The sequence below is a fragment of the Thiomicrorhabdus xiamenensis genome (assembly GCF_013282625.1).
Classification (GTDB): domain Bacteria; phylum Pseudomonadota; class Gammaproteobacteria; order Thiomicrospirales; family Thiomicrospiraceae; genus Thiomicrorhabdus; species Thiomicrorhabdus xiamenensis.
In genome coordinates this window covers 513924-537285 of record NZ_CP054020.1, presented here as the reverse complement: position 1 = coordinate 537285, position 23362 = coordinate 513924, and the positions used below count along the sequence as shown (strand labels likewise).

At 50.5% G+C, this 23362-nt stretch carries 25 protein-coding genes; 18 read left to right on the top strand and 7 right to left on the bottom strand.

Annotation, left to right across the window (positions count from 1 at the left end; genetic code table 11):
- Position 1 precedes the first annotated feature (1 nt).
- Entirely contained in the window at positions 2-484 is a 483-nt protein-coding gene (locus tag HQN79_RS02520) for a FliG C-terminal domain-containing protein (RefSeq protein WP_173284124.1), read from the bottom strand.
- A 15-nt stretch (positions 485-499) separates the two neighbouring features.
- Complete coding sequence (locus HQN79_RS02515) at positions 500-964, bottom strand: FliG C-terminal domain-containing protein (protein WP_173284123.1); 465 nt, start codon at positions 962-964, stop codon at positions 500-502.
- A 323-nt stretch (positions 965-1287) separates the two neighbouring features.
- Here HQN79_RS02515 and HQN79_RS02510 point away from each other — a divergent pair, with 323 nt between their 5' ends.
- The 4 genes from HQN79_RS02510 to HQN79_RS02495 are packed head-to-tail and all read left to right on the top strand — an operon-like array spanning position 1288 to position 5241.
- Entirely contained in the window at positions 1288-2475 is a 1188-nt protein-coding gene (locus tag HQN79_RS02510; protein WP_173284122.1) for a class I SAM-dependent methyltransferase, read from the top strand.
- Positions 2476-2490: 15 nt separating this feature from the next.
- Positions 2491-3300: an undecaprenyl-diphosphate phosphatase gene (locus HQN79_RS02505; protein WP_173284121.1), complete on the top strand. Its 810-nt coding sequence runs from the start codon at positions 2491-2493 to the stop codon at positions 3298-3300.
- Positions 3301-3310: 10 nt separating this feature from the next.
- Positions 3311-3673 (top strand): VanZ family protein, encoded by a 363-nt coding sequence (locus tag HQN79_RS02500; protein ID WP_173284120.1) that lies wholly within the window; start codon positions 3311-3313, stop codon positions 3671-3673.
- 35 nt (positions 3674-3708) lie between these two features.
- Positions 3709-5241 carry an NAD(P)H-hydrate dehydratase gene (locus HQN79_RS02495; protein ID WP_173284119.1) on the top strand — a complete coding sequence of 511 codons (1533 nt, stop codon included), beginning with the start codon at positions 3709-3711 and terminating at the stop codon, positions 5239-5241.
- Positions 5242-5252: 11 nt separating this feature from the next.
- Here HQN79_RS02495 and HQN79_RS02490 read toward each other — a convergent pair whose 3' ends face one another.
- Together HQN79_RS02490 and purE are read right to left on the bottom strand one after the other, a co-directional pair.
- Positions 5253-6359 (bottom strand): 5-(carboxyamino)imidazole ribonucleotide synthase, encoded by a 1107-nt coding sequence (locus HQN79_RS02490; protein WP_173284118.1) that lies wholly within the window; start codon positions 6357-6359, stop codon positions 5253-5255.
- Positions 6360-6508: 149 nt separating this feature from the next.
- A complete protein-coding gene (gene purE / locus HQN79_RS02485) occupies positions 6509-7012 on the bottom strand; it encodes a 5-(carboxyamino)imidazole ribonucleotide mutase (protein WP_173284117.1) in 504 nt (167 codons plus the stop codon).
- 282 nt (positions 7013-7294) lie between these two features.
- Here purE and HQN79_RS02480 point away from each other — a divergent pair, with 282 nt between their 5' ends.
- The 14 genes from HQN79_RS02480 to HQN79_RS02415 all read left to right on the top strand — a co-directional run bounded on the left by HQN79_RS02480 (position 7295) and on the right by HQN79_RS02415 (position 21838).
- Complete coding sequence (locus tag HQN79_RS02480; protein ID WP_202984502.1) at positions 7295-8116, top strand: phosphate/phosphite/phosphonate ABC transporter substrate-binding protein; 822 nt, start codon at positions 7295-7297, stop codon at positions 8114-8116.
- A 23-nt stretch (positions 8117-8139) separates the two neighbouring features.
- The gene (locus HQN79_RS02475) at positions 8140-10560 is read left to right on the top strand and encodes an EAL domain-containing protein (protein WP_173284115.1); all 2421 of its coding nucleotides are present in this window, start codon (positions 8140-8142) and stop codon (positions 10558-10560) included.
- A 243-nt stretch (positions 10561-10803) separates the two neighbouring features.
- On the top strand, positions 10804-11964 hold the full coding sequence (metK, locus tag HQN79_RS02470) for a methionine adenosyltransferase (RefSeq protein ID WP_173284114.1): 1161 nt from the start codon (positions 10804-10806) through the stop codon (positions 11962-11964).
- Between the two features lie 82 nt (positions 11965-12046).
- Positions 12047-12907 (top strand): methylenetetrahydrofolate reductase [NAD(P)H], encoded by an 861-nt coding sequence (metF, locus tag HQN79_RS02465; RefSeq protein ID WP_173284113.1) that lies wholly within the window; start codon positions 12047-12049, stop codon positions 12905-12907.
- Between the two features lie 7 nt (positions 12908-12914).
- Positions 12915-13649, top strand: a complete 735-nt coding sequence (locus HQN79_RS02460; RefSeq protein WP_173284112.1) for a 16S rRNA (uracil(1498)-N(3))-methyltransferase — start codon at positions 12915-12917, stop codon at positions 13647-13649.
- Positions 13650-13866: 217 nt separating this feature from the next.
- Positions 13867-15177: a glutamate--cysteine ligase gene (gshA, locus tag HQN79_RS02455; protein WP_173284111.1), complete on the top strand. Its 1311-nt coding sequence runs from the start codon at positions 13867-13869 to the stop codon at positions 15175-15177.
- Positions 15178-15187: 10 nt separating this feature from the next.
- Entirely contained in the window at positions 15188-16150 is a 963-nt protein-coding gene (gene gshB / locus HQN79_RS02450; protein WP_173284110.1) for a glutathione synthase, read from the top strand.
- Entirely contained in the window at positions 16147-17193 is a 1047-nt protein-coding gene (locus tag HQN79_RS02445) for an FAD:protein FMN transferase (protein WP_238843405.1), read from the top strand. The genes gshB and HQN79_RS02445 overlap by 4 nt, the downstream gene beginning before the upstream one ends.
- A 7-nt stretch (positions 17194-17200) precedes the next feature.
- Positions 17201-17767, top strand: coding sequence for a YqgE/AlgH family protein (locus HQN79_RS02440; protein ID WP_173284109.1), 567 nt, complete (start codon positions 17201-17203; stop codon positions 17765-17767).
- Positions 17760-18194 (top strand): Holliday junction resolvase RuvX, encoded by a 435-nt coding sequence (ruvX, locus tag HQN79_RS02435; protein ID WP_173284108.1) that lies wholly within the window; start codon positions 17760-17762, stop codon positions 18192-18194. Before HQN79_RS02440 ends, ruvX begins: the two co-directional genes overlap by 8 nt.
- A 15-nt stretch (positions 18195-18209) precedes the next feature.
- Complete coding sequence (gene pyrR, locus HQN79_RS02430) at positions 18210-18722, top strand: bifunctional pyr operon transcriptional regulator/uracil phosphoribosyltransferase PyrR (RefSeq protein ID WP_173284107.1); 513 nt, start codon at positions 18210-18212, stop codon at positions 18720-18722.
- Entirely contained in the window at positions 18719-19768 is a 1050-nt protein-coding gene (locus HQN79_RS02425; protein WP_173284106.1) for an aspartate carbamoyltransferase catalytic subunit, read from the top strand. The genes pyrR and HQN79_RS02425 overlap by 4 nt, the downstream gene beginning before the upstream one ends.
- Positions 19765-21051: a dihydroorotase gene (locus HQN79_RS02420; protein WP_173284105.1), complete on the top strand. Its 1287-nt coding sequence runs from the start codon at positions 19765-19767 to the stop codon at positions 21049-21051. Before HQN79_RS02425 ends, HQN79_RS02420 begins: the two co-directional genes overlap by 4 nt.
- A 4-nt stretch (positions 21052-21055) precedes the next feature.
- On the top strand, positions 21056-21838 hold the full coding sequence (locus HQN79_RS02415; protein WP_173284104.1) for a hypothetical protein: 783 nt from the start codon (positions 21056-21058) through the stop codon (positions 21836-21838).
- A 7-nt stretch (positions 21839-21845) separates the two neighbouring features.
- On the opposite strand, the gene HQN79_RS02410 is transcribed toward HQN79_RS02415, so the two are convergent.
- The 3 genes from HQN79_RS02410 to ppk2 form a co-directional block, all read right to left on the bottom strand.
- Positions 21846-22076 (bottom strand): hypothetical protein, encoded by a 231-nt coding sequence (locus HQN79_RS02410; protein ID WP_173284103.1) that lies wholly within the window; start codon positions 22074-22076, stop codon positions 21846-21848.
- 158 nt (positions 22077-22234) lie between these two features.
- Positions 22235-22465, bottom strand: coding sequence for a hypothetical protein (locus HQN79_RS02405; RefSeq protein ID WP_173284102.1), 231 nt, complete (start codon positions 22463-22465; stop codon positions 22235-22237).
- Positions 22466-22485: 20 nt separating this feature from the next.
- Entirely contained in the window at positions 22486-23280 is a 795-nt protein-coding gene (gene ppk2 / locus HQN79_RS02400) for a polyphosphate kinase 2 (protein WP_173284101.1), read from the bottom strand.
- Positions 23281-23362: the final 82 nt, after the last annotated feature.

Below are 23362 nucleotides of genomic sequence, written 5' to 3'. Positions count from 1 at the left end.
CTTAAAGGTCCCGAGACGTCTCCTGAAGCTGCTCATGTATCTGTTTTTGCTCCTGAGCAGCGCGTTTAATCATCGGAATCAACTGTTCCATATACAGACAAGCATGCGCTTCGGTAATTTTGTCCATCGCCGCATAATCCTCAGCGAACTGACGCTGGTTCTGCTTTGAAAGATTGCGCATTACCTTGTTGTACAAAACCTCACCGCTGGCCAAACGGGTAATGGTCACCAACTGCTCCGGGCTGACCAGCGGCGCGAACTTCTGTACCACCCGATCATCGACCTGCGCCATTTTATTTGCCAATGTACGGTAGGATTCCAGTTTTTTCTGCAGAACCGCATGCGAGCTCTGTTCACCGGCACTAAGGCGCTTGGCGATCACATCATGCAAACTCTCCACCACCTCATACGGCAGAGTAAACATCACCGGACCGATCTCCAATAAAAACTCACCCGACTCATCGTGTTTTGCCGAAATTTCCATCTTTCACTCCCTTAATCAGATATAGCGCGTTTCTTCGTCTAAAAACTCGATGACACCCGTCGCCTCCAATTCAAACGTCTTCTCCACGATGCGACGAATCGCATCTTTGCATAGCGCTTCCGAAGGAATAACTGCATCCTGCAAATCGTCGCTGATTTGCCGTGATAGTATGCCCCCGCTGTTTTCCATAACCATCTGATTAAAAGTTTCATCTGCGGCCAAACGCATCAAAATCACCAGGTCGGCACTCTGCAATTCTCTGAGCAGCTTCTGCAGATAAGAGGGACTAAGTGCTTTAATTCTTAAACCGAGTTTAATGTAGCTTTGCAGTGTCGAATGATGCTCACCCTGCTCCAAAGCCATCAGATGCTCCAATGTGATCTGTAACAGCGCCAGCGTAAAACGGTCGACTTTCAACGCGGCACAGCCAATATGTACCTGCCACTCATTTTCATGGATTTTCTTAATACCGACTTGCATCCCGTTCCCTATAAGCGATTTTGCATCTTTTGCATTCTAACGTGTCCTTACTGCCTCGAGCGACTTTAAATCAAGCTCCAAGGCCGCAAATAAAATCTAAGCAAATTTTCGACCAGAGTAATGTTTCCTGCCATGACCGAAATCAAAAAAAGTCGAACCGGCACAAACACTTAAATCCACTCTGACCTTCACTCCCCCGGTTTTCCGCACTGAAAATACCGCAAACAAGACAAATTTACGCATGAAATGCCAACACCCTCTAGAGCAGACTACCTATCTATTGCATAATAGCTGGCAATTTTGAACCAATCTAGAAAACCAACATGTCCAAGCACAAAAAGCTACCGGCGCCTTCTGAAGAAGCCAAGGGATACAGCGAACATTTAAGCCAGAAGATCCGTACCTCGATAAAACGTCACGGGTCGCTCAGTTTTGCACAATTCATGCAAAAGGCTCTTTATACGCCCAATCTCGGTTATTACAGTAGCAGCCTACCTAAAATCGGCAAAGGCGGCGACTTTATTACCGCTCCGGAAATTTCACCGATCTTTTCCCGTTGTCTGGCTCGTCAGACACAACAAGTACTTGAGCAGCTTGAAGAACCCAACATTATCGAGTTCGGTGCCGGGCGCGGAATTATGGCCGCGGACATCCTTCTGGAAATGCAGCGCTTGGAACAAGACATTCATCGTTACTATATTGTGGAAATCAGTGCCGACCTGCAACAGCGTCAGAAAGCCTATCTGCGCGAAACACTCTCCGAAGAGTTGTTCAATAAAGTCGCCTGGCTTGAAAAACTTCCTGCCACGCCAATCAGTGCGGTCATTCTGGCAAACGAAGTCCTCGACGCCATGCCATTTGAACGCCTGCGCATAGAGCCGGAGAGAGCCCTGCAGGGTTACGTCTGCTACAATGAAGCGAAAAACGAATTCGACTGGGATTACCAACCCATCACCGACTCCAAATTACAGCGTTTTGCCAACCAGCTGATCAAACATATCGGAAAGGTTTCCGATCTCGGCTATGAAACCGAAATCAACCTCAACCTCGGGCCTTGGCTGAAGAGCCTGAGTCAGATTCTATCCAAAGGACTGGTTCTCTTGATCGACTATGGCTATACCCGAGAAGAATATTACCAGCCGGCCCGGGTTATGGGGACTTTGCGCTGCCACTATCAGCACAGAGCCCACCAGAACCCCTTTTTCTATCCGGGACTACAGGATATAACCGCACACGTTGATTTCACCGCCGTCGCCGAAGCCGGATTTGATGCCGGCTTCCGCATCGCCGGCTATACAACCCAGGCAAATTTCCTGATGGGAAGCGGCCTGCTGGAGATGTCGGTTGACCCTCAGGCGGATATCGGTGAGCAGATTAAAGTTGCGCAACAGATCAAAACCCTAACGATGCCGGACGAAATGGGCGAGAATTTCAAGGTTATCGCTTTAAGCAAACAGATTGACGACGGCCTGATCGGCTTCAAAGTCCGCGATCTGCGCCACCAACTTTAAAAAAAGAGAAAGTAGATGGAACCCGTTTTAGATTGGTTACAAATCACCGTCTTGGCCCTGATTCAAGGACTGACCGAATTCCTGCCTATTTCCAGCTCCGGCCACCTTATTCTGGTGCCGCAGCTTTTCGGCTGGCAAGATCAGGGACTGGCGTTTGATGTTGCGGTGCATATCGGTACCTTAAGCGCAGTTGTCCTCTATTTCAGGAACGACATCCGGCTTATGATAACCGACTGGACGCGTTCACTGATCACCCGTCAACCGACATCAAACAGCCGTCTTGCATGGTGGGTGATTCTTGCCACCTTACCTGCGATCGCTTTCGGCTTTGTTATCAATAACGGGCTTGAAGAGAGCTTGCGCAATCCGCTGATTATTGCCGCCACAACGATCGGATTCGGTATCCTGCTGTGGTGGTCGGACATCAAGGGCCAAAAAATCCGTGACGAATACAGCCTGAGTTTCAAAGACATTACCGTAATCGGCTTCGCACAGGCTCTGGCTCTGATTCCGGGAACTTCTCGCTCCGGCATTACCATTACCGCAGCGTTACTGGTCGGCCTGACGCCTCAGGCTGCCGCCCGTTTCTCGTTTCTTCTGTCGATCCCGATCATTTTAGGCGCCGGAATTTTGAAGCTCAAAGACCTGCTGGAGAGTGCACATCCGGTCCAATGGCAGGCAATGATCGGCGGCACACTGATTTCCGCTATCAGCGCCTACATCGTCATTGCACTGTTTTTAAAGTGGATCAACCGGGTCGGCATGGCACCATTCGCCTTATACCGCTTAGCGCTTGGCGCGCTACTGATCTATCTGTTTATCTAGGAACACTCGAATGCGACGCTTATGGCTGATAACCGGCTGGGGATTGATCGCCGGCGTTTTTTACCTTTCCGTTTTAACACCCTATATTCCCACAATCAAAGTGAGTAATATTGATAAGGCGTATCACTTTATCGCCTACTTTGCGCTGATGATCTGGTTTGCTCAGGCTTACGCAGCCAACAGACGCTGGATTATCCTGCTAGCAATCATACTGTTCGGCATCCTGATCGAGTTCATTCAACCGCATTACGGACGTGATTTCGATATAAAAGACATGCTCGCCAACAGTAGTGGCGCATTGATGGCGTGGCTGATCAGCCTGCAAGGCGGTGACTTCCTTTATCGCCGCTTTACCGTCAAGGCTCAAAAATAACGCAAAAGACAGCGATCGCCAAAGGAGTAATAAAAATGGAACCTCAGCAGAACTTAAGCCATACCCATTTATTCTCCGCGCAACAGAGCCGGCAGATCGACCGTTTTGCGATTCAGTCATTAAACATGCCGGGCATTCTATTAATGAAGCGTGCCGCTTGGCACGCTTTTCAGACAACGCAGGCTTTTTATCCCGATATCAGAAAATTAGACATTCTGTGCGGTACGGGTAATAACGGCGGCGACGGATTTGCTTTGGCGCAGTTCGCTCAACTTCAAGGCAAAGAGGCTCGCATCTGGCTGCTGGGCGATGCACAGAAAATCCAACATGACGCTCTGACAACATTTAAAGAAGCTCAGGCTCTTGGCATCCCGATTCAATCTATCTCAAAGTATCCCTCTGCACAAACGCATCATGAAAAACGGTTGATTATCGACGCCCTGTTCGGAACAGGACTGGATCGTCCTTTGAGCGCTGAACTGCAAACTCTTATCCAGGCGATCAACGAAAAAGACCTTCCGGTCATTGCCTTGGATACGCCAAGCGGCTTGGACAGCGACAGCGGACGGATTCTCGGTGCCGCCATTCAAGCACAGCACACCTGCAGTTTCATAACCTATAAAATAGGCCAATTCACTCTGCACGGCAGAGATCTTTGCGGGCAAATTCACTTTTTCGATCTTGGCCTTCCCGATGACGCTTACCGACAAAACCTGGCCGACAGCATCGGTATGCACGGCATGCGCTACTGGCGCGACAAAATCCCTAAACCCGACAGCACGCACCATAAAGGGCGTGCCGGAGTAGATTTATTGATCGGCGGCAACAGCCAAATGGAAGGCGCTCTGCAGATCGCCGCCTCCGGCAGCCTACATTGCGGAGCCGGACTGGTTCACATCTATAGCCCGCACAGCGGCTATCTCCGCGACATCCCGGAAATACAATGCCACGCCCCGGAGAACAGCGATCTCAAAACCTTAATCGCAAAAGCCGACGCCATCGCGATCGGGCCCGGCCTAGGCCAGAATGACTGGGCTCGGCAAAGCCTGCGAGAGCTTATCGAAAATGCACACAACAAAACCCTGATCCTGGATGCCGACGCACTAAACCTTCTGGCGCAAAAAGACGATTCGGAAATTGCCGCTATTCGCAAAACTTTGCAACAAGGCCATAACGAATGGATTTTAACGCCTCACCCCGGAGAAGCCGCTCGCCTGTTAAATTGCTCTGTAGAAGATATTCAAAACGACCGGGCTCACGCCATTCGCCAACTGCAGCAAAAATACGGCGGCATCGTCGTTTTAAAAGGCAATGGCAGCTTAATCTTCGATGGCAAACAAATGGAACTCTGTCCGGACGGCAATCCGGGAATGGCGGTTGGAGGAATGGGGGATTTGTTAAGCGGAATTATCTGCGCTCTTGCGGCGCAGAACAAGAACCCTTTTACGGCGGCTTGTCTGGGTGTCTATCTGCACGCCAATGCGGGGGACAAGGCAGCCGAGACTTTTGGTCTCGCTGGGGTCACACCAAGCAGAATGCTCGATTCGATCGGCAAACTGCTTGAATAAATGATTAAAACCTATTGCGGGAGAAATGCACTCAACTGCTGCATCATCTGATACAACTCGTCTTCGTTCTCTGCCATCAAGTTGATATGCCCTAGCTTACGCCCCGTTCTTTCCGCCTTATCGTAAAGATGCAAATGCGCCTTCGGCATTTTTAAAACCTCTTCAACCGGACCGGTTTCACCGATAATATTCACCATGGCAGCCAATGGCTGTTTAGGCTGAGTCGACCCCAGAGGCAAACCGCAAATCGCGCGCACATGATTCTCGAACTGGCTGGTTTCCGCTCCTTCAATCGTCCAGTGCCCGGAGTTATGCACGCGCGGAGCCATTTCATTGGCAACCAAGCCATCTTCGGTCTCGAAAAGCTCCAGTGTCAGCACCCCGACATGATCCAGTTCGTCCAGCAGCTTATGCATATACTCTTCCGCCTGCTTCTGTACGTCTTCACTTATCTGGCGTGCCGGCGCAATCGTATAACGCAAAATACCTTCGTGATGCACATTCTGCATAAGCGGATAATAAACATGCTCGTTATGCGCATTGCGCACCGCGATAATAGACAGTTCACGGGCAAAATCGACAAAGCCTTCCAGGATCAGTTCGCGCTCACCCAATTGCTGCCAGGCTTTCTCAACCTGATCTTCGCTTTTCAAAACCGCCTGACCTTTGCCGTCATAACCCTCGGTCGTGGTTTTCAAAACAGCTGGAAGGCCGATTTTTTGTACGGCATTATGCAAACTTTCCAGAGAATCCACCACTTCAAAAGGTGCGCACGGAATCCCCAGATCGGTAAGCAGATTTTTTTCTCGACCGCGATGCTGCGAAACGTAAAGCGACTTTTCACCCGGATAGACTGGCGTTGTCTTGGCGATCTCGCGCACCATCTCAACGTCGGTATTCTCACTCTCATAGGTAATAACATCGGCAAAATCGACCAACTGCTTCAGGTTATCCGCTTCGTCCGAATGCATATGCATATGGCCCAACAAAGCCGACGGTTCGTCTTCACTTACGCCATAAAAAGCGAATTTCTGCGCGAGCGGGTAGCCAGCCAAAGCCAGCATTCGTCCCAGCTGACCGGCACCTAAAACACCTACTTTCTTACTGATCGGGGTCATGAGTCACTCCAAATAAAAAACCGTAGGCGTGCATTTTAGCAAAATGCACCCGCTACGGTTACTTTCAAAAGCACTTTATTCAACGGCGCCCGAAGGCATTCGGGGCGCGCAGAACATCTAAAGCGCAAGATGTTCTTATCCGGCGTTGATTACTCTACTCGAGGATCCGGATTGGCCAGAACGGTTTCCGTCTGTTCAGTACGGAAACGGTTTACCGCCTCGCGTACTTCAGAGTACTGATTTCCGACAATTTGTGCCGCCAGGATACCGGCATTCTTCGCTCCGGCTTCGCCGATCGCCAAGGTCCCCACCGGAATTCCACCCGGCATCTGTACGATGGACAACAAAGAATCATTACCGCTCAAGGCACGCGATTTCACCGGCACACCCAGCACGGGTACAACGGTTTTCGCCGCAACCATTCCCGGAAGGTGCGCCGCGCCGCCGGCACCGGCAATAATCACCTGCAGACCGCGCTCTTGCGCCTGCTCTGCATATTCAAACATCAAATCCGGCGTACGGTGTGCCGACACCACTTTAACTTCATGCGGAACGCCAAAAAGTTCCAGCATTTCAACGGCATGTTGCATTGTCGGCCAATCGGACTTAGAGCCCATAATCACACCAACAAGGGGAGCTGTTTGTTGTGACATCGATATCACCCTAAATTTAGAAAAGGCGTCTATTTTCCTTATTTTTCAAACAAAATCAAATATTAAGTTTCAATAATTATTGCGTCGAGATAATTAAACAACCCCTTATTTTTATAAGGTTTTGCTATAATTTTTCATTATCATTCAACTCAGGCCTTTTGATTCATGCGATTGAAGCATTGCGCAAGCAGGCGTTCATTTCTCACGACAACCTTCGCTTCCCTTTTCGGACTGCACGGTTGTCAAAAAAGCGACTACTCGCCGCAGGATTATGAACCAAAAGTGCTCGACTCTCCGAGTCTGAAACAGACAGAGTACGCCTTCGCTGTCCACCCTCTGCACAACCCTTCAAGGCTATTCGAACTTTTCAACCCACTGATGGAATATTTAAACGCGCATATTCCGGAAGCGCGCTTTCGCCTCGAAGCCTCGCGCGACTATTCCAGCTACGATCAAAAACTGGCCGACGCCTCGGTGGAATTTGCTTTACCCAACCCTTATCAGACGGTAACCGCAATCAAATCCGGACACTACAGAGTATTTGCCAAAATGGGCGATGACCACAATTTCCGCGGCATCATTCTCGTCAGAAAAGACAGCGGCATTCGAAAGGTAACCGATCTTAAAGGCAAAACCATCAGCTACCCTGCTCCGACAGCGCTTGCGGCAACTATGATGCCGCAGTACTATCTGTATCAGCATGGTCTGAACATCAAAACCGATGTCAACAATATCTACGTCGGTTCTCAGGAGTCCTCTATTATGAATGTCCTGCACGGAGAAAGTGATGCCGGCGCGACCTGGCCGCCCCCGTGGGAACTGCTGGCACAAGAGAACCCTGAACTGAAAGACAAGCTTGAGGTTAAATGGCAGACGGATTCTCTGCCGAACAACGGTCTCATTGCACGCAGTGACGTTCCGCAACGACTTATCACTCAGGTACAGCGCCTGCTGAGCGAAATGCACACCACCCCACAGGGCCGAGAAATTTTACAAACCATCTACCTCTCAAGATTTGAGATTGCGGACGATGCCACTTATCAGCCGGTAAAAGATTTCCTTGAAAACTTTCGGCAAAAAATCCGCATTCCCGAAGAAGAATAACAACAAAAGAAACCAAACCTTTGATGCCGTTACAGATTAAATCCATAAAAAACAAACTGATTTTAAGCATTGCGTTAATCCACGCCGTGCTGATGACCCTGTTTATTTTTGACTTAGTACAGCGCCAGATGACGTTTCTTGAAAAAGAGTCACGAGTTACCGCTATCGGCATCGCCAAGACACTGGCAACCAATAGCGTCCCTTGGATGCTCTCCAACGATCTTGCCGGACTGGCTGAAATCACTGACGCTCAGGCACAACAGGCCAATATCAATTTCGTAATGCTGATAAACACCGAAGGTAAAATTCTCGCCTATCACAACAACCGCAGCCCGCAACATCACGAAACCAGTATCGGTCGATTTCTGGAACTGCCAAAACACGACCCTTTCAATATGAAAAAAAGCGTCCATACCTACTTCGACGATGACAACGCCGTAGATGTCGCAATTCCGATTTGGAAAGAGGATACGCAATTGGGCTGGGCACGAGTTCAGTTAAGCCGTCTAAATACTACCAACAGCATTGAATTCATAACTCGCGAAGGTCTCTTCTACGCCTTGATTGCTATCCTTTCCGGCACGGTAATGGCCTGGCTGATGGGACACAATCTGACACGCAGAATCTACCGCCTGATCGAGACAACCAAACGCATTCGTGAAGGCGAACGGAATCTGCCTATCAATACGCAAGGTAATGACGAGTTAAGCGTACTGGCCAAAAACTTCTCCTCCATGCTGCAGCAGTTGGAAAAAAACGAAAACGCCCTTTTTGAAGAAAAAGAACGGGCGGAAATCACCTTGAAATCCATCGGCGATGCGGTTGTCGTCATTGACGAAAACGGTAATATCGGCTACATGAACCCTGCCGCCGAACAGATTACCGCTTGGGAATGCGAAGACGCCTTGAACAAGCCGATTACCGAAGTAATGCAACTGTTTAACGAAAGCACCAAGAAACCTGTAACCAACCCGGCTCTCCGCGCCCTTGAATACAACAAAGTCGTCGGCATTTCCAAAGAGACCATTCTGATCAACCGTCTGGGCGACACTATCTCACTGGTCGACTCGGCGGCACCGATCATCGATCGAAACAGTCATATTATCGGCGCCATTATGGTTTTCCATGACGCCACCGAAGAACGCTCTCTGCAGCAGCGTCTCAGCTGGCAGGCCAATCATGACACCTTGACCGAACTGTATAACCGCTCCGCTTTTGAAAGTGAACTGGAAAGACTGATTCAACTGAGCGCATCGGATAAGCACAGTAAACAGAGCCTGCTCTACCTCGATCTGGATCAATTCAAAATCATCAACGACACCGTCGGACACACGGCAGGTGACCTGCTTCTCAAACAACTGGCGATGATTCTGGAACAGACCATTCAGAGCCGAGGTTTCCTCTCTCGTCTTGGCGGCGATGAATTTGCAGTCCTGATGAGTGACTGCGACACCGACAGCGCCGTTCACCTCGCAGAGGAAATACGCCGTAGCATCGCCAATCACCGTCTTTTCTGGGAAGGGAAAAGTTTTCAGGTAGGCTGCAGTATCGGGATTGCCGCGATTCACGGCAACCTGAGCAAAACCACCATTCTTTCCAGAGCCGACATCGCCTGTTATCTGGCCAAGGACAAAGGGCGTAATCGCATCGAAGTTTATCAGGAAAACGACAATTCTCTGGCTCAGGACCAGCATATCATTGACTGGGTCAACCGCATCAAGCACGGCTTGGATACCCAACAATTCCTGCTGTACGCACAGAAAATCACCAACCTGCAGTCCCCCGAACAGTACGGCGAATCCCATTATGAAATCCTGGTGCGCATGCGCGACGAAGACGGCCAGATCATTACGCCAAATCACTTCCTGCCCGCTGCAGAACGCTTTGATCTAATGAGCCAGCTGGATCTGTATATTGCCGAAAAAGCCATTCAATGGCTAAAAAGATACTCCGCCAAAATAGAACTTCTAAACATCAACATTTCAGGTCAATCCTTAGGGCAACAGAGCTTCACCGATGAACTCCTCGCCCTGCTGGAAAGCAATATCGGCAATAACCACAAAATTTGTTTCGAGATTACGGAAACGGTCGCCATCAGCCAGATGAACAACACCATTGAATTCCTGAATACGGTCAAAGAATTCGGCTGCAAACTGGCGCTGGACGATTTCGGTTCCGGCTTTGCTTCTTTCACCTGGCTGAAAAATCTACCGATTGACTTTGTCAAAATCGACGGAGACTTTATCCGCGACGTTTTGAATGATCCGGTGGATGCGGCCATGGTGCGCACGATCCGTGACATCAGTGAAATCATGCAGATCCAGTCAGTCGCCGAGTTCGTCGAAAATCAGGAGATCTGTGACTGGCTCAGAGAGACAGGAATTCACTATGCACAGGGTTATTATTTCGACAAACCGAAACCTATTGAACAGGTCTTTGCCTGAAAACGTGTTTAAAATTTCCTTTACCGTTTGCTAGGAAATTAAAAAAATGCGATAATCTGCGAAAATTTAGCGCCGATTTGATCATCAGCTTGCGGGCGCATTAATAAGTACGGCTAAAGCGAGGAGCCTTCGAGCCCTCGAGAAAACGCAACATCTGGTTTTCCGAGTACTCTCTGAATTTCCCGTCGATTTTCCGTACCTCGTTTTCAACTGTTTAAATATTTCTGTTTTCGAGGAACTCTTATGAGCAAATTTACCGTATTCACTTCCGAATCCGTATCGGAAGGTCATCCAGATAAAATCGCAGACCAGATTTCGGACGCCATGCTGGACGCCATTCTGGAACAGGATCCGCGTGCCCGTGTCGCCTGCGAAACTTTTGTTAAAACCGGCATGGTCATTCTGGGTGGTGAAATCACTACTGAAGCCTGGGTTGACCAGGAAGAACTGGTTCGTAAAGTCGTTAACGATATCGGTTATAACCACGGCGATCTGGGATTTGACGGTGACACCTGTGCGGTGCTTTCTTCAATCGGTAAACAGTCTCCGGAAATCGCCATGGGTGTAGACGAAACCAACGAACACGAACAAGGCGCCGGTGACCAGGGCCTGATGTTCGGCTATGCATCCAACGAAACCGATGTTCTGATGCCGGCGCCTATCTACTATGCCCACCGTCTAATGGAACGTCAGGCATATGTACGCAAATCCGGTCAACTGAGCTGGCTGCGTCCGGATGCCAAAAGCCAGGTAACCCTGCGTTATCAGGACGGCCAGCCGGTAGCCATTGATGCGGTCGTACTTTCCACACAGCACAACCCTGAAATCGCCCAGAAAGACCTGCAAGAAGCGGTAATGGAAGAGATTATCAAACCGGTTCTGCCGAGCGAGTGGCTACACAAAGAGACCCAATACCATATCAACCCAACCGGCCGTTTTGTTATCGGCGGCCCGGTGGGCGATGCCGGTCTGACCGGTCGTAAGATCATTGTCGATACTTACGGCGGTATGGCACGCCACGGCGGCGGTGCCTTCTCCGGTAAAGATCCATCTAAAGTCGACCGATCAGCGGCCTACGCGGGTCGTTATGTGGCTAAAAACATCGTGGCTGCCGGCTTGGCCGACAAGTGCGAGATCCAGGTATCCTATGCGATCGGCGTCGCTGAACCGACTTCGATCAGCATTGAAACCTTCGGAACCGAGAAAGTCGATATTACCCTTATTGAAAAACTGGTTCGCGAACACTTCGATCTACGTCCGAAAGGCCTGATCAGCATGCTGGATCTGTATCGCCCGATCTACCAGAAGACCGCATCTTACGGACACTTCGGTCGCGAGCTGCCGGAATTCAGTTGGGAAAAAACCGACAAAGCGGAGCTTCTGCGCGCCGAAGCCGGGCTGTAATTAAATTACAAAACACCAAGACAGCATTTTATCTTCCGTAATGTCGTGTCTTGGTGGTGAAATTAAGCAAAGGAATTATCCAATGCAATCGCAAAAGAAATATGCACAAAAATTAAGTCTTGAGTTCTTTCCACCCAGAACCGAACAGGGGATGGAAAAACTGAAAACCGTCATTTCCGAGATCGGTGCCATGCAACCGGAATATATGTCGGTTACATACGGCGCCGGTGGCACGACCCAGGAAAAAACTCTGGAAACAGTTCGTTACATTCAGACTCAGACCGAATTTGAAGCCGCCCCGCACCTGACCTGTATCGGTGCCTCGCAAGAGAGCGTTCTTGAGTTGCTTGACGAGTATGAAGCTATGGGCGTCAAACGCATTGTCGCACTGCGCGGTGACCTGCCGTCAGGCATGATGGATCCGGGCGAATTCAAATATGCCAGCGACCTGATCGCGTTTATTCGCGAACGTAAAGGCGACACTTTCCACCTGGAGGTCGCTGCGTATCCGGAAACCCATCCACAGGCACGCAATTGCGATATCGGCATCAAATGGTTCAAACATAAAGTCGAACAAGGCGCTGATTCAGCCATTACCCAATATTTCTACAACTTCGACAGCTATCGCTACTTCATCGATAACTGCGAGAAGAACGGGATCGACCTGCCGATCATTCCGGGCATTATGCCGATTACCAACTACGAGAACCTGATCCGTTTCTCGCAAGGTTGCGGCGCAGAAGTCCCACGCTGGTTGAAATGCCGTCTGGAATCCTTCGACGAAGACGATAAAGAAGGCATGAAAGCCTTTGCGCGTGACGTCGTTACCGAACTGTGTCAGAAGCTGTTGGATGCCGGCGCTCCGGGACTGCATTTCTACAGCATGAACAGTACCCAGCCAACGCTGGATATTGCTCAAGCCCTGACATTGAAAAACGTCTGATTAAACGATGCGTATCCCTCGCCTCTATCTGCCGGCCGAGTTCACTGAAGGAGCGACTCTGTCACTGAGTCGCGAACAGGCGCATTATGCTCTGACCGTACTGCGCCTGAAAGACCGGCATCCTCTGGAGCTGTTTGACGGCCAAGGCAATATCGCTCAGGCTACGCTCGAGGTTATCGGACGCCGGGAAGCGAACGTTATCCTGCAAGAGATCCATCGCGCGCACAACGAATCTCCCCTGAACAGCATTCTGTTACAGGGAATTTCCCGTGGCGACCGAATGGATTACAGCATTCAGAAAGCGGTCGAGCTTGGCGTCACCGCCATCCAGCCGTTGTTTACCGAACGCTGTGAAGTCAAACTTAAAGGCGACAAGCTGGAAAAACGCCGCAGTCAGTGGCAGAGCATTGCCATCAATGCCTGCGAACAATCCGGTCGAGCCTTTGTTCCAGAGATTTTACCGATCAAAAGCCTGAAGGATTTTTTTGCCGACGCTAGCGATGTGCAAGGAATCGTTTGCGACCCTTACGCCGAGCAGACCTTGAAACAGCTGCCCGCGCCGAATCTGCACAGCCCCTTGCAAATTCTGGTCGGCCCTGAGGGCGGTCTCAGCGATGAGGAAGTCGCGTTTGCAGTTGAGAACGGATTTGCCGCGACACGACTTGGCCCGCGAGTGTTGCGTACCGAAACGGCCGGTCCGGCGATGTTGGCGATAGCACAAAGTCTCTGGGGAGACATTTAGCTTTTTTGGCGCCGGTTATCCTATCAGCCGGCCTCCCCTCCGATTAATGAATTATCCGGAATCCTCGCAGAATAAGTGAAGCCTGATAAGATTCATTATTACGCCATAATCTGCCGGCTTTATGCCTTCCTTGAATTCGTTATAATACTTAAATTCCCAATTTTGCTAACTTCGCCTCAGCCGATGCGCCCCCGAAGGCGAATAAAAGAGAGAAACCATGCCAGCAACTACCGTCGTTCCCCATTTGCAAACCGCCCTAACGGGTCCGCTACTTGAACTGGAAAGCCACCTGCTTGCCCAGAACCAGGAAATTGAAGCTTGGCTACGTAAGCAGTTCAAGCAGACGCCGGCACCTTTTTATGCATCAGTGGATCTGCGTAATGCCGGCTACAAGCTGGCGCCGGTTGACACCAACCTTTTCCCGGCCGGCTTTAACAATCTTCATCCTGAAATCCGTTCTTTGGCTGTACATGCGGCACAGAGCACCATTACACAGATCTGTCCGATTGCCGATGGCGTTCTGATTATTCCGGAAAACCATACCCGTAACACTTTCTATCTGGAAAACCTGTTTTCCCTGAAAACGATTATTGAGACAGCCGGCTACGAAGTGCAGATCGGATCCCTGATGGAAGGTCTCGATGCTCCGATGATTATCGAACTGCCATCTGGCAACACATTGACCCTGAAGCCGTTGGTTCGTAAAGACAATCAGGTAGGCGTGGATGACTTTTTCCCTTGCGCGGTACTGCTTAACAACGATCTGTCAGGCGGCCGTCCGGAAATTCTCGAAAACATAGAACAGACACTGTTGCCGCCTCTGGATCTTGGTTGGGCCAGCCGCTATAAGACGCACCACTTTCAGCATTATTCGGAAGTCACCGAAGCCTTTGCCAAGATCGTCAAGATCGATCCTTGGCTGATCACCCCGACCTCGGTTCAATGCGGCCCGGTGAATTTCAAAGAGCGCAGCGGTTTGGAAGATCTGGCCGAAACGGTCAATAAAGTACTTGCCGACACTCAACAGTACTATGACACGCACAATATCGGCTGCAAACCTTTTGCGATCGTCAAATCCGACAGCGGAACCTACGGCATGGCGATCATGTCGGTACAGAGCTCCGAAGACATCCTGAGCCTGAACCGCAAACAGCGCAATAAAATGGCCTCGGTCAAAGAGGGATTGCATGTCGAGCAGATGCTGGTTCAGGAAGGCGTTTATACCTACGAAGAGATCGATGGTGCCGTTGCCGAGCCGGTGGTTTATATGATCGGTAATCAGGTCGTCGGCAGTTTCTACCGCGTCCACACCGGTAAAGAGGCGACCGACAACCTGAACTCTCCGGGCATGCATTTCCAACCGTTATCTTATGCCGAACCGGGCATTATGCCGGACGAGACGCAGCAACCGGACTCAGCGCCTAACCGCTTCTACGCATACGGCGTTATTGCCCGCCTTGCGTTGCTGGCGGCTGCTCGCGAAATCGCCGATGCCAAAGGCGATCTTCCGCCTTTGGAAATTCAGTAAGGGGCCAAAAATGATCCGACTTGGTATTGTCATGGACCCGATCGAAGGGATTAAACCCTATAAGGACAGCTCTTTTGCCATGCTGCTTGAAGCACAGCGGCGCGGTTACGAGCTGCATTATATGCAGCCGGAAGATCTGTACCTGAATAATGGTCAACCTTTTGCAACCAGCAGTCTGCTCAAGGTATGGGATCGGGAGAAAAGTGAGCAGTATTACGGCTTCGGCGCTTCTCAGGAACTGCCGCTCGGCGAACTGGATATTATCCTTATCCGTCAGGATCCGCCGTTCAATAACGACTATCTATACAGCACCCATATTCTGGAGCAGGCCGAAGCGCAAGGCGCCCTGGTGGTAAACAAGCCGCAAAGCCTGCGTGACGCCAATGAAAAACTGTTTGCCAGCTGGTTCCCGCACTGTATCCCACAAACGCTGGTCAGTGCAGACCCGGAAAAACTGCGCGCTTTCGTAAGCGAACATCAGGACACGATTTTCAAACCGCTGGATGCCATGGGCGGTGCCTCGATCTTTCGTGTTAAAGCCGGTGATCCGAACCTGAGCGTCATTATTGAGACCATGACTGATCACGGTAAACATCACATTATGGCGCAGATCTTTCTGCCGGAGATCAAACAGGGCGACAAGCGTGTTCTGCTGATTAACGGCGAACCGATCGACTATACCTTGGCTCGTATTCCGCAAGAAGGCGAAACCCGCGGCAATATCGCCGCCGGAGGTTCCGGCGTCGGTATGCCGATTACCGATCGAGAGCGCTGGCTGTGCGAACAGATCAAACCAACCCTGCAGGCGAAAGGGCTGTATTTTGTCGGCCTTGATGTCATCGGGGATTACATTACCGAAATCAATGTCACCAGTCCGACCTGTATTCGGGAACTGGATGCGCAATTCGGATTGAATATCGCCGGGACGCTTTTCGACGCTCTGGAACTGCAATTAAACAAAGAGGCACAATGAGCCGCATTGCTAAACAGCCCTGCGCGTTAAAACGCCGACAACTGTTTAAAATGGCGGCCGCTGCCGGTTTGTCTTTGGCTTTTAGCGGCTGCTCCCGCAGCGAACCCCCTTACGAGAGTCAAATTCTGGTCTTCGGAACGGAAGTGGACATCAAAATCTACCATCCGGATAAATATGCGGTCAATGAAGCAATCGCTAAAATCAATCGCGACTTTCAGAAATTTCACCATGAATGGCACGCTTGGGAGAAAGGCGGTATCGTCAGTCGCATCAACGAGGCCATTACCCGCAAGCAGCCGATTGAAGTCGCCGAATCGGTAAAGACATTTATTCTTAAATCGCAACAACTCAGCGAATCCAGTGGTTATCTGTTCGACCCCGCTATCGGTAAACTTATCGCCTTATGGGGTTTTCATTCGGAACAGTGGCAAGGCCCGCCGCCCGATAACGAAGCCATCCACAACTGGCTGACAAACCGTCCATCGATTAAAGATTTGTACTTTATCGGTCGCCGCCTGTACAGCCACAGCACTCAGGTGCAACTTGATTTCGGCGGCAATGCCAAAGGCCTCGCTCTCGACATGGCTTTGCAAAGTCTGCAAAGCACGGGCATTGAGCACGCCCTGGTCAGTATCGGCGGCGATATGAAAGCACTGGGTACAAAGCCCGGCAACCACCCTTGGAAAGTCGCAGTCAGCAACCCGCACATCCCGGCTGAGCCAATCGCCTCCCTGGCCCTTTACGGAGAAGAGAGCGTCGTCACCTCGGGTACTTACCAGCGCTTTTTCGAATGGCAAGGTCAGCGTTATTCACACATCCTTAACCCGAACACCGGTTATCCGGCGACAGGCTTCGCTTCAGTGACCGTACTGCATCCGGATGCAACGACCGCGGATGCCGCCGCCACCGCCCTGTTGATTGCCGGGCCGCAACAGTGGCGCCATGTCGCCGAGCAGATGCAAATCGAATACGCGTTATGCATTGGTTATTCAGGTCAAATCGAGCAAACAAAAGCGATGGAAAAACGCGCCAAACTGTTATAATTCGCTTATGAATCAGATGCACTCTCTCGAACACCATTTTCTGGTTGCAATGCCCTCTCTAGACAACAGCTGGTTTGAAAAATCGGTGATTTATATTGTCGAAGATAACGAGCATGGCACTATGGGACTAACCATTAATCTAGGCCATCAGCTGGACATTCGCACGCTTCTGGAACATTTCCACTACCACTACAACGAACGCAACCCACACTTGGATGAACAAGTGTTGCTGGGCGGCCCCGTGGATGTCGAAAGAGGTTTTATTCTGCACCAGCCCGCCGGAAGCTGGAAAAGCTCCATGCCCCTCAGAGACGGATTGGCAATGACGGTTTCCGATGATTTTCTACAAGCCGTCGGCGATGGCGAAGCGCCGGATAATTTTCTGGTTTGTCTCGGCTTTGCCGGCTGGGAACCGGGACAGCTGGCCGAAGAGTTGCAAGAAAACAGCTGGCTGACAATACCCTACAATCAAAGTCTACTGTTTGAAACGCCGGTCGAACAACGCTGGGAAATCGCCCTGGGAACGCTCGGCATCTCACCGGAATTTTTAAGCAGCGAGGCCGGCCATGCCTAAGAAGGCGATTGAAGGCAATGTCATCGGTTTTGATTTCGGATTGCGACGGATCGGCGTTGCGATCGGGCAAACTATTACCCAGACCGCCTCTCCGGAAACCATCGTCGACAGCCGGGACGGCAAACCGGATTGGGATCGGATCACGGAACTTTTTGAAAGATGGCAGCCTGTCGCAATCGTGGTCGGACTGCCAATGCGCCTTGACGGCAGCGAGCAGCCTCTGACGCAGCCGGCACGAAAATTCGGGCAGCGCCTGAGTGGCCGTTACGGAAAACCGGTTTTCTTTATCGAAGAGCAGTTAAGTTCGATCGAAGCGGAGCAGCGCCACGGCGCCAAAAAACAGCGTAAATCATCCCATATCGATGATCATGCGGCACAAATCATTCTAGAGAACTGGCTACAACAGACGGTTCCGTCAAATTCATAATTTAAGAGTACTGTCATGCAAGAACTGGATATCGACGTCAACGCCCTGATCGATAAAATGACCGCGGAGCTAAAGCCCCTTCTGATCAAATACCCGGGCGCTAAAATGATCGGGATTCGCACCGGCGGAGAATGGATTGCACAATCCCTGCATCGGCAACTCGAATTAACAGATGAACTGGGCGTGATCGACATCTCTTTCTACCGCGACGACTTTTCGAAAATCGGCCTGAACCCGACGATCAAACCGTCGCACATTCCATGGGATGTCGAAGATCAGCATCTGATTCTAGTCGACGATGTCCTCTTTACCGGGCGTACCGTACGTTCGGCGTTGAATGAGATTTTCGATTTCGGTCGCCCTGCCAGTGTCACTCTGGTTACGCTTCTGGATCGTAAAGGGTGTCGCGAACTTCCTTTACAGGCGGATATTGTCGGTATGCCGCTCAAGTGCGAACAGACACTAAAACTAACCGGCCCAGAACCACTTAAAATTATGATTTCCGAGCCATCTGAGGTATCTGCATGAAAGCACGCTTGACCGCTCCGAATATTCAGTTAAACGAGCAGGGAAAACTGAAACACCTGCTCACTTTGGAAGGATTAAAACAGCAGCATCTGCTGGAAATCCTCGATACAGCGGAATCCTTTATCGACCCGAACAGTAACAAGATCAAGAAAGTGCCGCTGCTGCGCGGCAAGAGCATTATGAATCTGTTCTTCGAGCCGAGTACGCGCACGCGCACCACTTTTGAAATCGCCGAAAAGCGGCTGTCGGCGGACATCGAAAGTCTGGATATCCAAACTTCGGCCACCAAAAAAGGTGAATCCCTGCTGGATACGCTATGGAATCTGCAGGCAATGCAGGCGGATATGTTTGTTATCCGTCACGCCGAAAGCGGCGCAGCGCATTTCTTTGCCCAGCACGTCGCACCGCATGTCCATGTCCTGAACGCCGGTGACGGTCAGCACGCCCATCCGACTCAGGCGTTGCTGGACATGTTCACTATCCGAAAAAAGAAAGGCGATATCTTCGATCTGAAGGTCGCCATTATCGGTGATATTCTGCATTCGCGCGTAGTGCGTTCGCAAATTCAGGCGCTGAGCATTCTGGAAGCCCGAGAAATCCGTGTAATCGGTCCGAAAACCCTTCTTCCCGAAAATCCGGAAGCCCTTGGCGTACATGTTTATCACGATATCGAGGAAGGCTTACAGGACGTCGATGTCGTCATTATGGTTCGCCTGCAGAACGAGCGCATGAAAAGCGCTCTGATCCCAAGCGAAAAAGAGTTTTTCAAACGCTATGGCCTGACGGAAAAACGTCTTGCTCTTGCCAAACCGGATGCCATTGTCATGCACCCCGGCCCGATCAACCGCGGCGTAGAAATCGACTCGGCCGTTGCCGACGGTGCGCAATCAGTTATTCTCGAGCAGGTTACCTACGGAATCGCCGTACGCATGGCAGTCATGTCGATCATTATGAGCAACGCCGCTCAACTGGCGCAACAGCAAGCGGAACAGCAGGAAAAAGAATACAACCTAGAGAGTGAAGCCGAAGTGGAGGGAGCCCGATGAGACTCGCTATTCTGAATGCGCGCGTAATCGACCCGAGCCAAAATCTGGATAAAGTCACCAGTATTTTTCTGTCACGCGGACGAATTGTCGAAATTGCCGATGAAGCTCCGGATGGATTCACTGCCGATCAAACCATTGACGCAACCGGCAAATGGATCATTCCCGGACTGGTTGACCTGCAGGCTCGACTTGGCGAGCCGGGCAGCAGTTATGCCGGTTCGATCGCCAGTGAAACGCGAGCGGCCGTAGCCGGCGGCGTCACAACCATCTGCTGCCCTCCGGACACCAGCCCGGTGAATGACTCACAAGCGGTCACCGAACTGATTCAGCGTCGCGCGCGTCAGGCCGCGACCGCCTATGTTATGCCGATTGGCGCCTTAACTCAGGGGCTGGAAGGCAAGCTTCTCAGCGGAATCTATTCACTGGTTGAAGGCGGCTGCGTCGCACTAAGTCAGGCCAATCAACCGGTACAAAGCGCCCTGACTCTGAAAAACGCACTCGAATATACCGCCTCGCTGGATACAGTTATTATGCTGCGTTGCGAAGATCAGGACCTGAAAAACAACGGTGTGGCGCATGACGGTCCGGTCAGTTCCCGACTCGGTTTGCCGGCAATTTCACCGTCCGCTGAAACGACGGCTTTGGCACGCGACCTGATATTAGTGGAAGAAGCCGGAATCCGTGCACACTTTTCACAATTATCCTGCGCACGCTCGGTAGAGATGATCTCCGAGGCAAAAAAACGAGGACTGCCGGTCACCTGTGACGTAGCCATCCATCAGCTGCTACTTTCAGAAATGGACGTTCTCGGTTTTAACAGTCTGTTCCATGTCTCGCCTCCGTTACGCAGTCTCAAAGATCGCGACGCCCTGCTGGCAGGCGTTAAATCCGGTGTGATCGATGCGATTGTCAGTGATCACACCCCATTGCACCGCGACGATAAACTCTTGCCATTCGGTGAGAGCAAACCGGGAATGATCGGCTTGGAAACCCTGTTACCACTGGTTTTGAAACTGGTTCAGGAAAATCAACTGGATCTGGATACTGCTCTGAAAGCGATTACCCATACACCGGCCAGCATTCTGAATATCCCGACCGGCTCTCTGGAAAACGGTCGACCGGCCGACCTGGTGATTATCGACCCGGAAGCGATCTGGACTTTCGAAGAGGACAAAATTGTCAGCGAAGGTAAAAATTCGCCGTTCGTCGGCTGGGAGTTTATCGGCAAGGTCGAACAGACCTTCTTCCAGGGCAGACCGGTGTATAAGAATATCGAAGTCTAAAACGATGACACTGAACACCATCGAGCTGACCATTAACAGCGTCGATTGGCAGGAACAACTGAACGGTTTTTCCCTGCTGACCGTTGAATGCGAAGCGGCGGATTCTCCGCTTCTTGCGGAAAACTTAAGTGGCATGCAAGCGACTTTCAGCTTCCTGCCGCAACTTCCGCTTGAACTCTTCTCGCAGCAGGTGCTAAACAACCGTGTCCGACTGCAATTCCTGACTCAGGACAGCAAACCCGAGGAGCTTGATAGCGACTCCGCCGAACCTGCCTGTCTTGTCATTCGAACGCGATCCATTCCCTTTCCCGAAGCGGAACAAAATGTCCTGCTACTCGGTGAAGACCTTTTTATGGCACCTCTCTTCCCCATTGCCAAACAACGCCAGAACGCCACCGGCGCAACGCTGGCGCTGTTACATGCACAGCAGGGATTTCCGTTTGCGGTCAAACCAGCCCGCTTTATGGTTGAATCCACACCACCGGAAGCGATCGGTGCCAGTGCACTGCTGGAAGACTGGAAAGTTGCCAACCGATTGAGCTCGGAAAGTTTTATTGCCGGATGCGCGCAGATGACGCTGTCGGAAATGCTGCATTACTGGCTGGAACAAATGCGGGGGAACTTAAACAAAGATGAGGAAAGTTGGTTGCTGTATCTCTCTGCCGGAGATGCAACGGTTCACGAATGCCAAAGACTTATCAACGATCTGAAAGAAAAGCGGACGTTGAAACTGACGTTAATCAACCTCAAAAACTCGAATGAACCAAGTGATGCTCTGGGCAGATAACTCGCAGTTAACTTTTAATAAGCCGCAATCCGACTAAAGCAAATACATACAGCACAGCTAAAAACAGTAGACTGCTCAAACCAAGAGCCGCTATCTGCATCAGAGTATGAGTAAGGGAATTATCTCCTTGCATTATATTTTTCAGCGGTTGCCAGATAACCCACCCCCAGAAGACCAATCCTCCGCAAGCGGTCAGGAGAAAAAGCCCTCCCTCCTTCCTATAGCGTTCTTTAACCATTAAATTCCCTTAATAAAAATACGTATTTATTACATATTACCTACTTTTATCACGGGAATAAACAGGCTTTTCGGGCGAAAATGTACATGACTTAGCCAAGAATACTTTTATCTGCAAATACACTTACAAAACAGAATGGATTTCCCCAAAAAGAACCATCAGTTTTCGACTTTTTCAATTGATGCCGCCGAATGACGCGTCTTTTTCGCCAAAGCTTCCATCTCCTTGGCCACATCATGCAGAACGCGCGACGCTGTTGAGCCGATCGCCGCCTCAACAAGAATCTGAAGTTCCTCGAAATTTTCTTCTTGAATAACTTGCAACTGCTCGTCAGTCAGGCTGTTTTTAAACCCTTTAACGACTTCATAGGCGTGTTGTGAAATTTTCATGCGCTTTCCCCTATCTTCACTCAGTCTTCTTCAAAAATATCTTCGCCGCTACTGACAATCAGCGGATCTGCTTGAGCAACAACCGCTTCGTCTTTTCCCTCGTAGGGAATCTGACTCAATATAAAGCGCATGGTTTCCAAGCGGGCGCGTTTCTTGTCGTTCGACTTGACCACCGTCCATGGGGCATGCAGCGTATTGGTATAAAAGAACATATCTTCTTTGGCTTTGGTGTACTCATCCCAACGGTCCAGTGACGCCAAGTCCATCGGGCTGAGTTTCCACTGCTTTAAAGGGTCCGTTTTACGCGCGTTAAAACGGCGCAACTGCTCTTTACGACCGACCGAAAACCAGAATTTCATTAAGCGTATACCGTCACTGACCAGCATGCGCTCGAACTCCGGCGTCTGATGCATAAACTGATTATATTGCGGTGGAGTACAGAAACCCATCACCCGCTCCACACCGGCGCGGTTATACCAGGAACGGTCGAAAAGAACGATCTCTCCGCAAGTCGGCAACTCTTCGATGTAACGCTGAAAATACCACTGACCTTTCTCTTTTTCGTTGGGTTTATCAAGCGCAACCACTCTGGCACCACGCGGATTAAGATGCTCCATGACTCTTTTTATAGTCCCGCCTTTCCCGGCCGCGTCACGACCTTCAAACAACAGAACGATACGCTCATCATTCTCCTTGACCCAACGCTGTAATTTTAAAAGCTCAATCTGCAATAATCGCTTGAGCGCTTCATATTCGTCGCGTTTGATTTTTTCGCTGTAGGGATAGTTATTTTCACTGGAAATGACTTTCTTCATACGCGCACCTCAACTGGTTTCTGAACATCCATTGTCTAAGATTCAGTATACGCCCATGAAAAAAGCTTACCTGAGCTGTTAC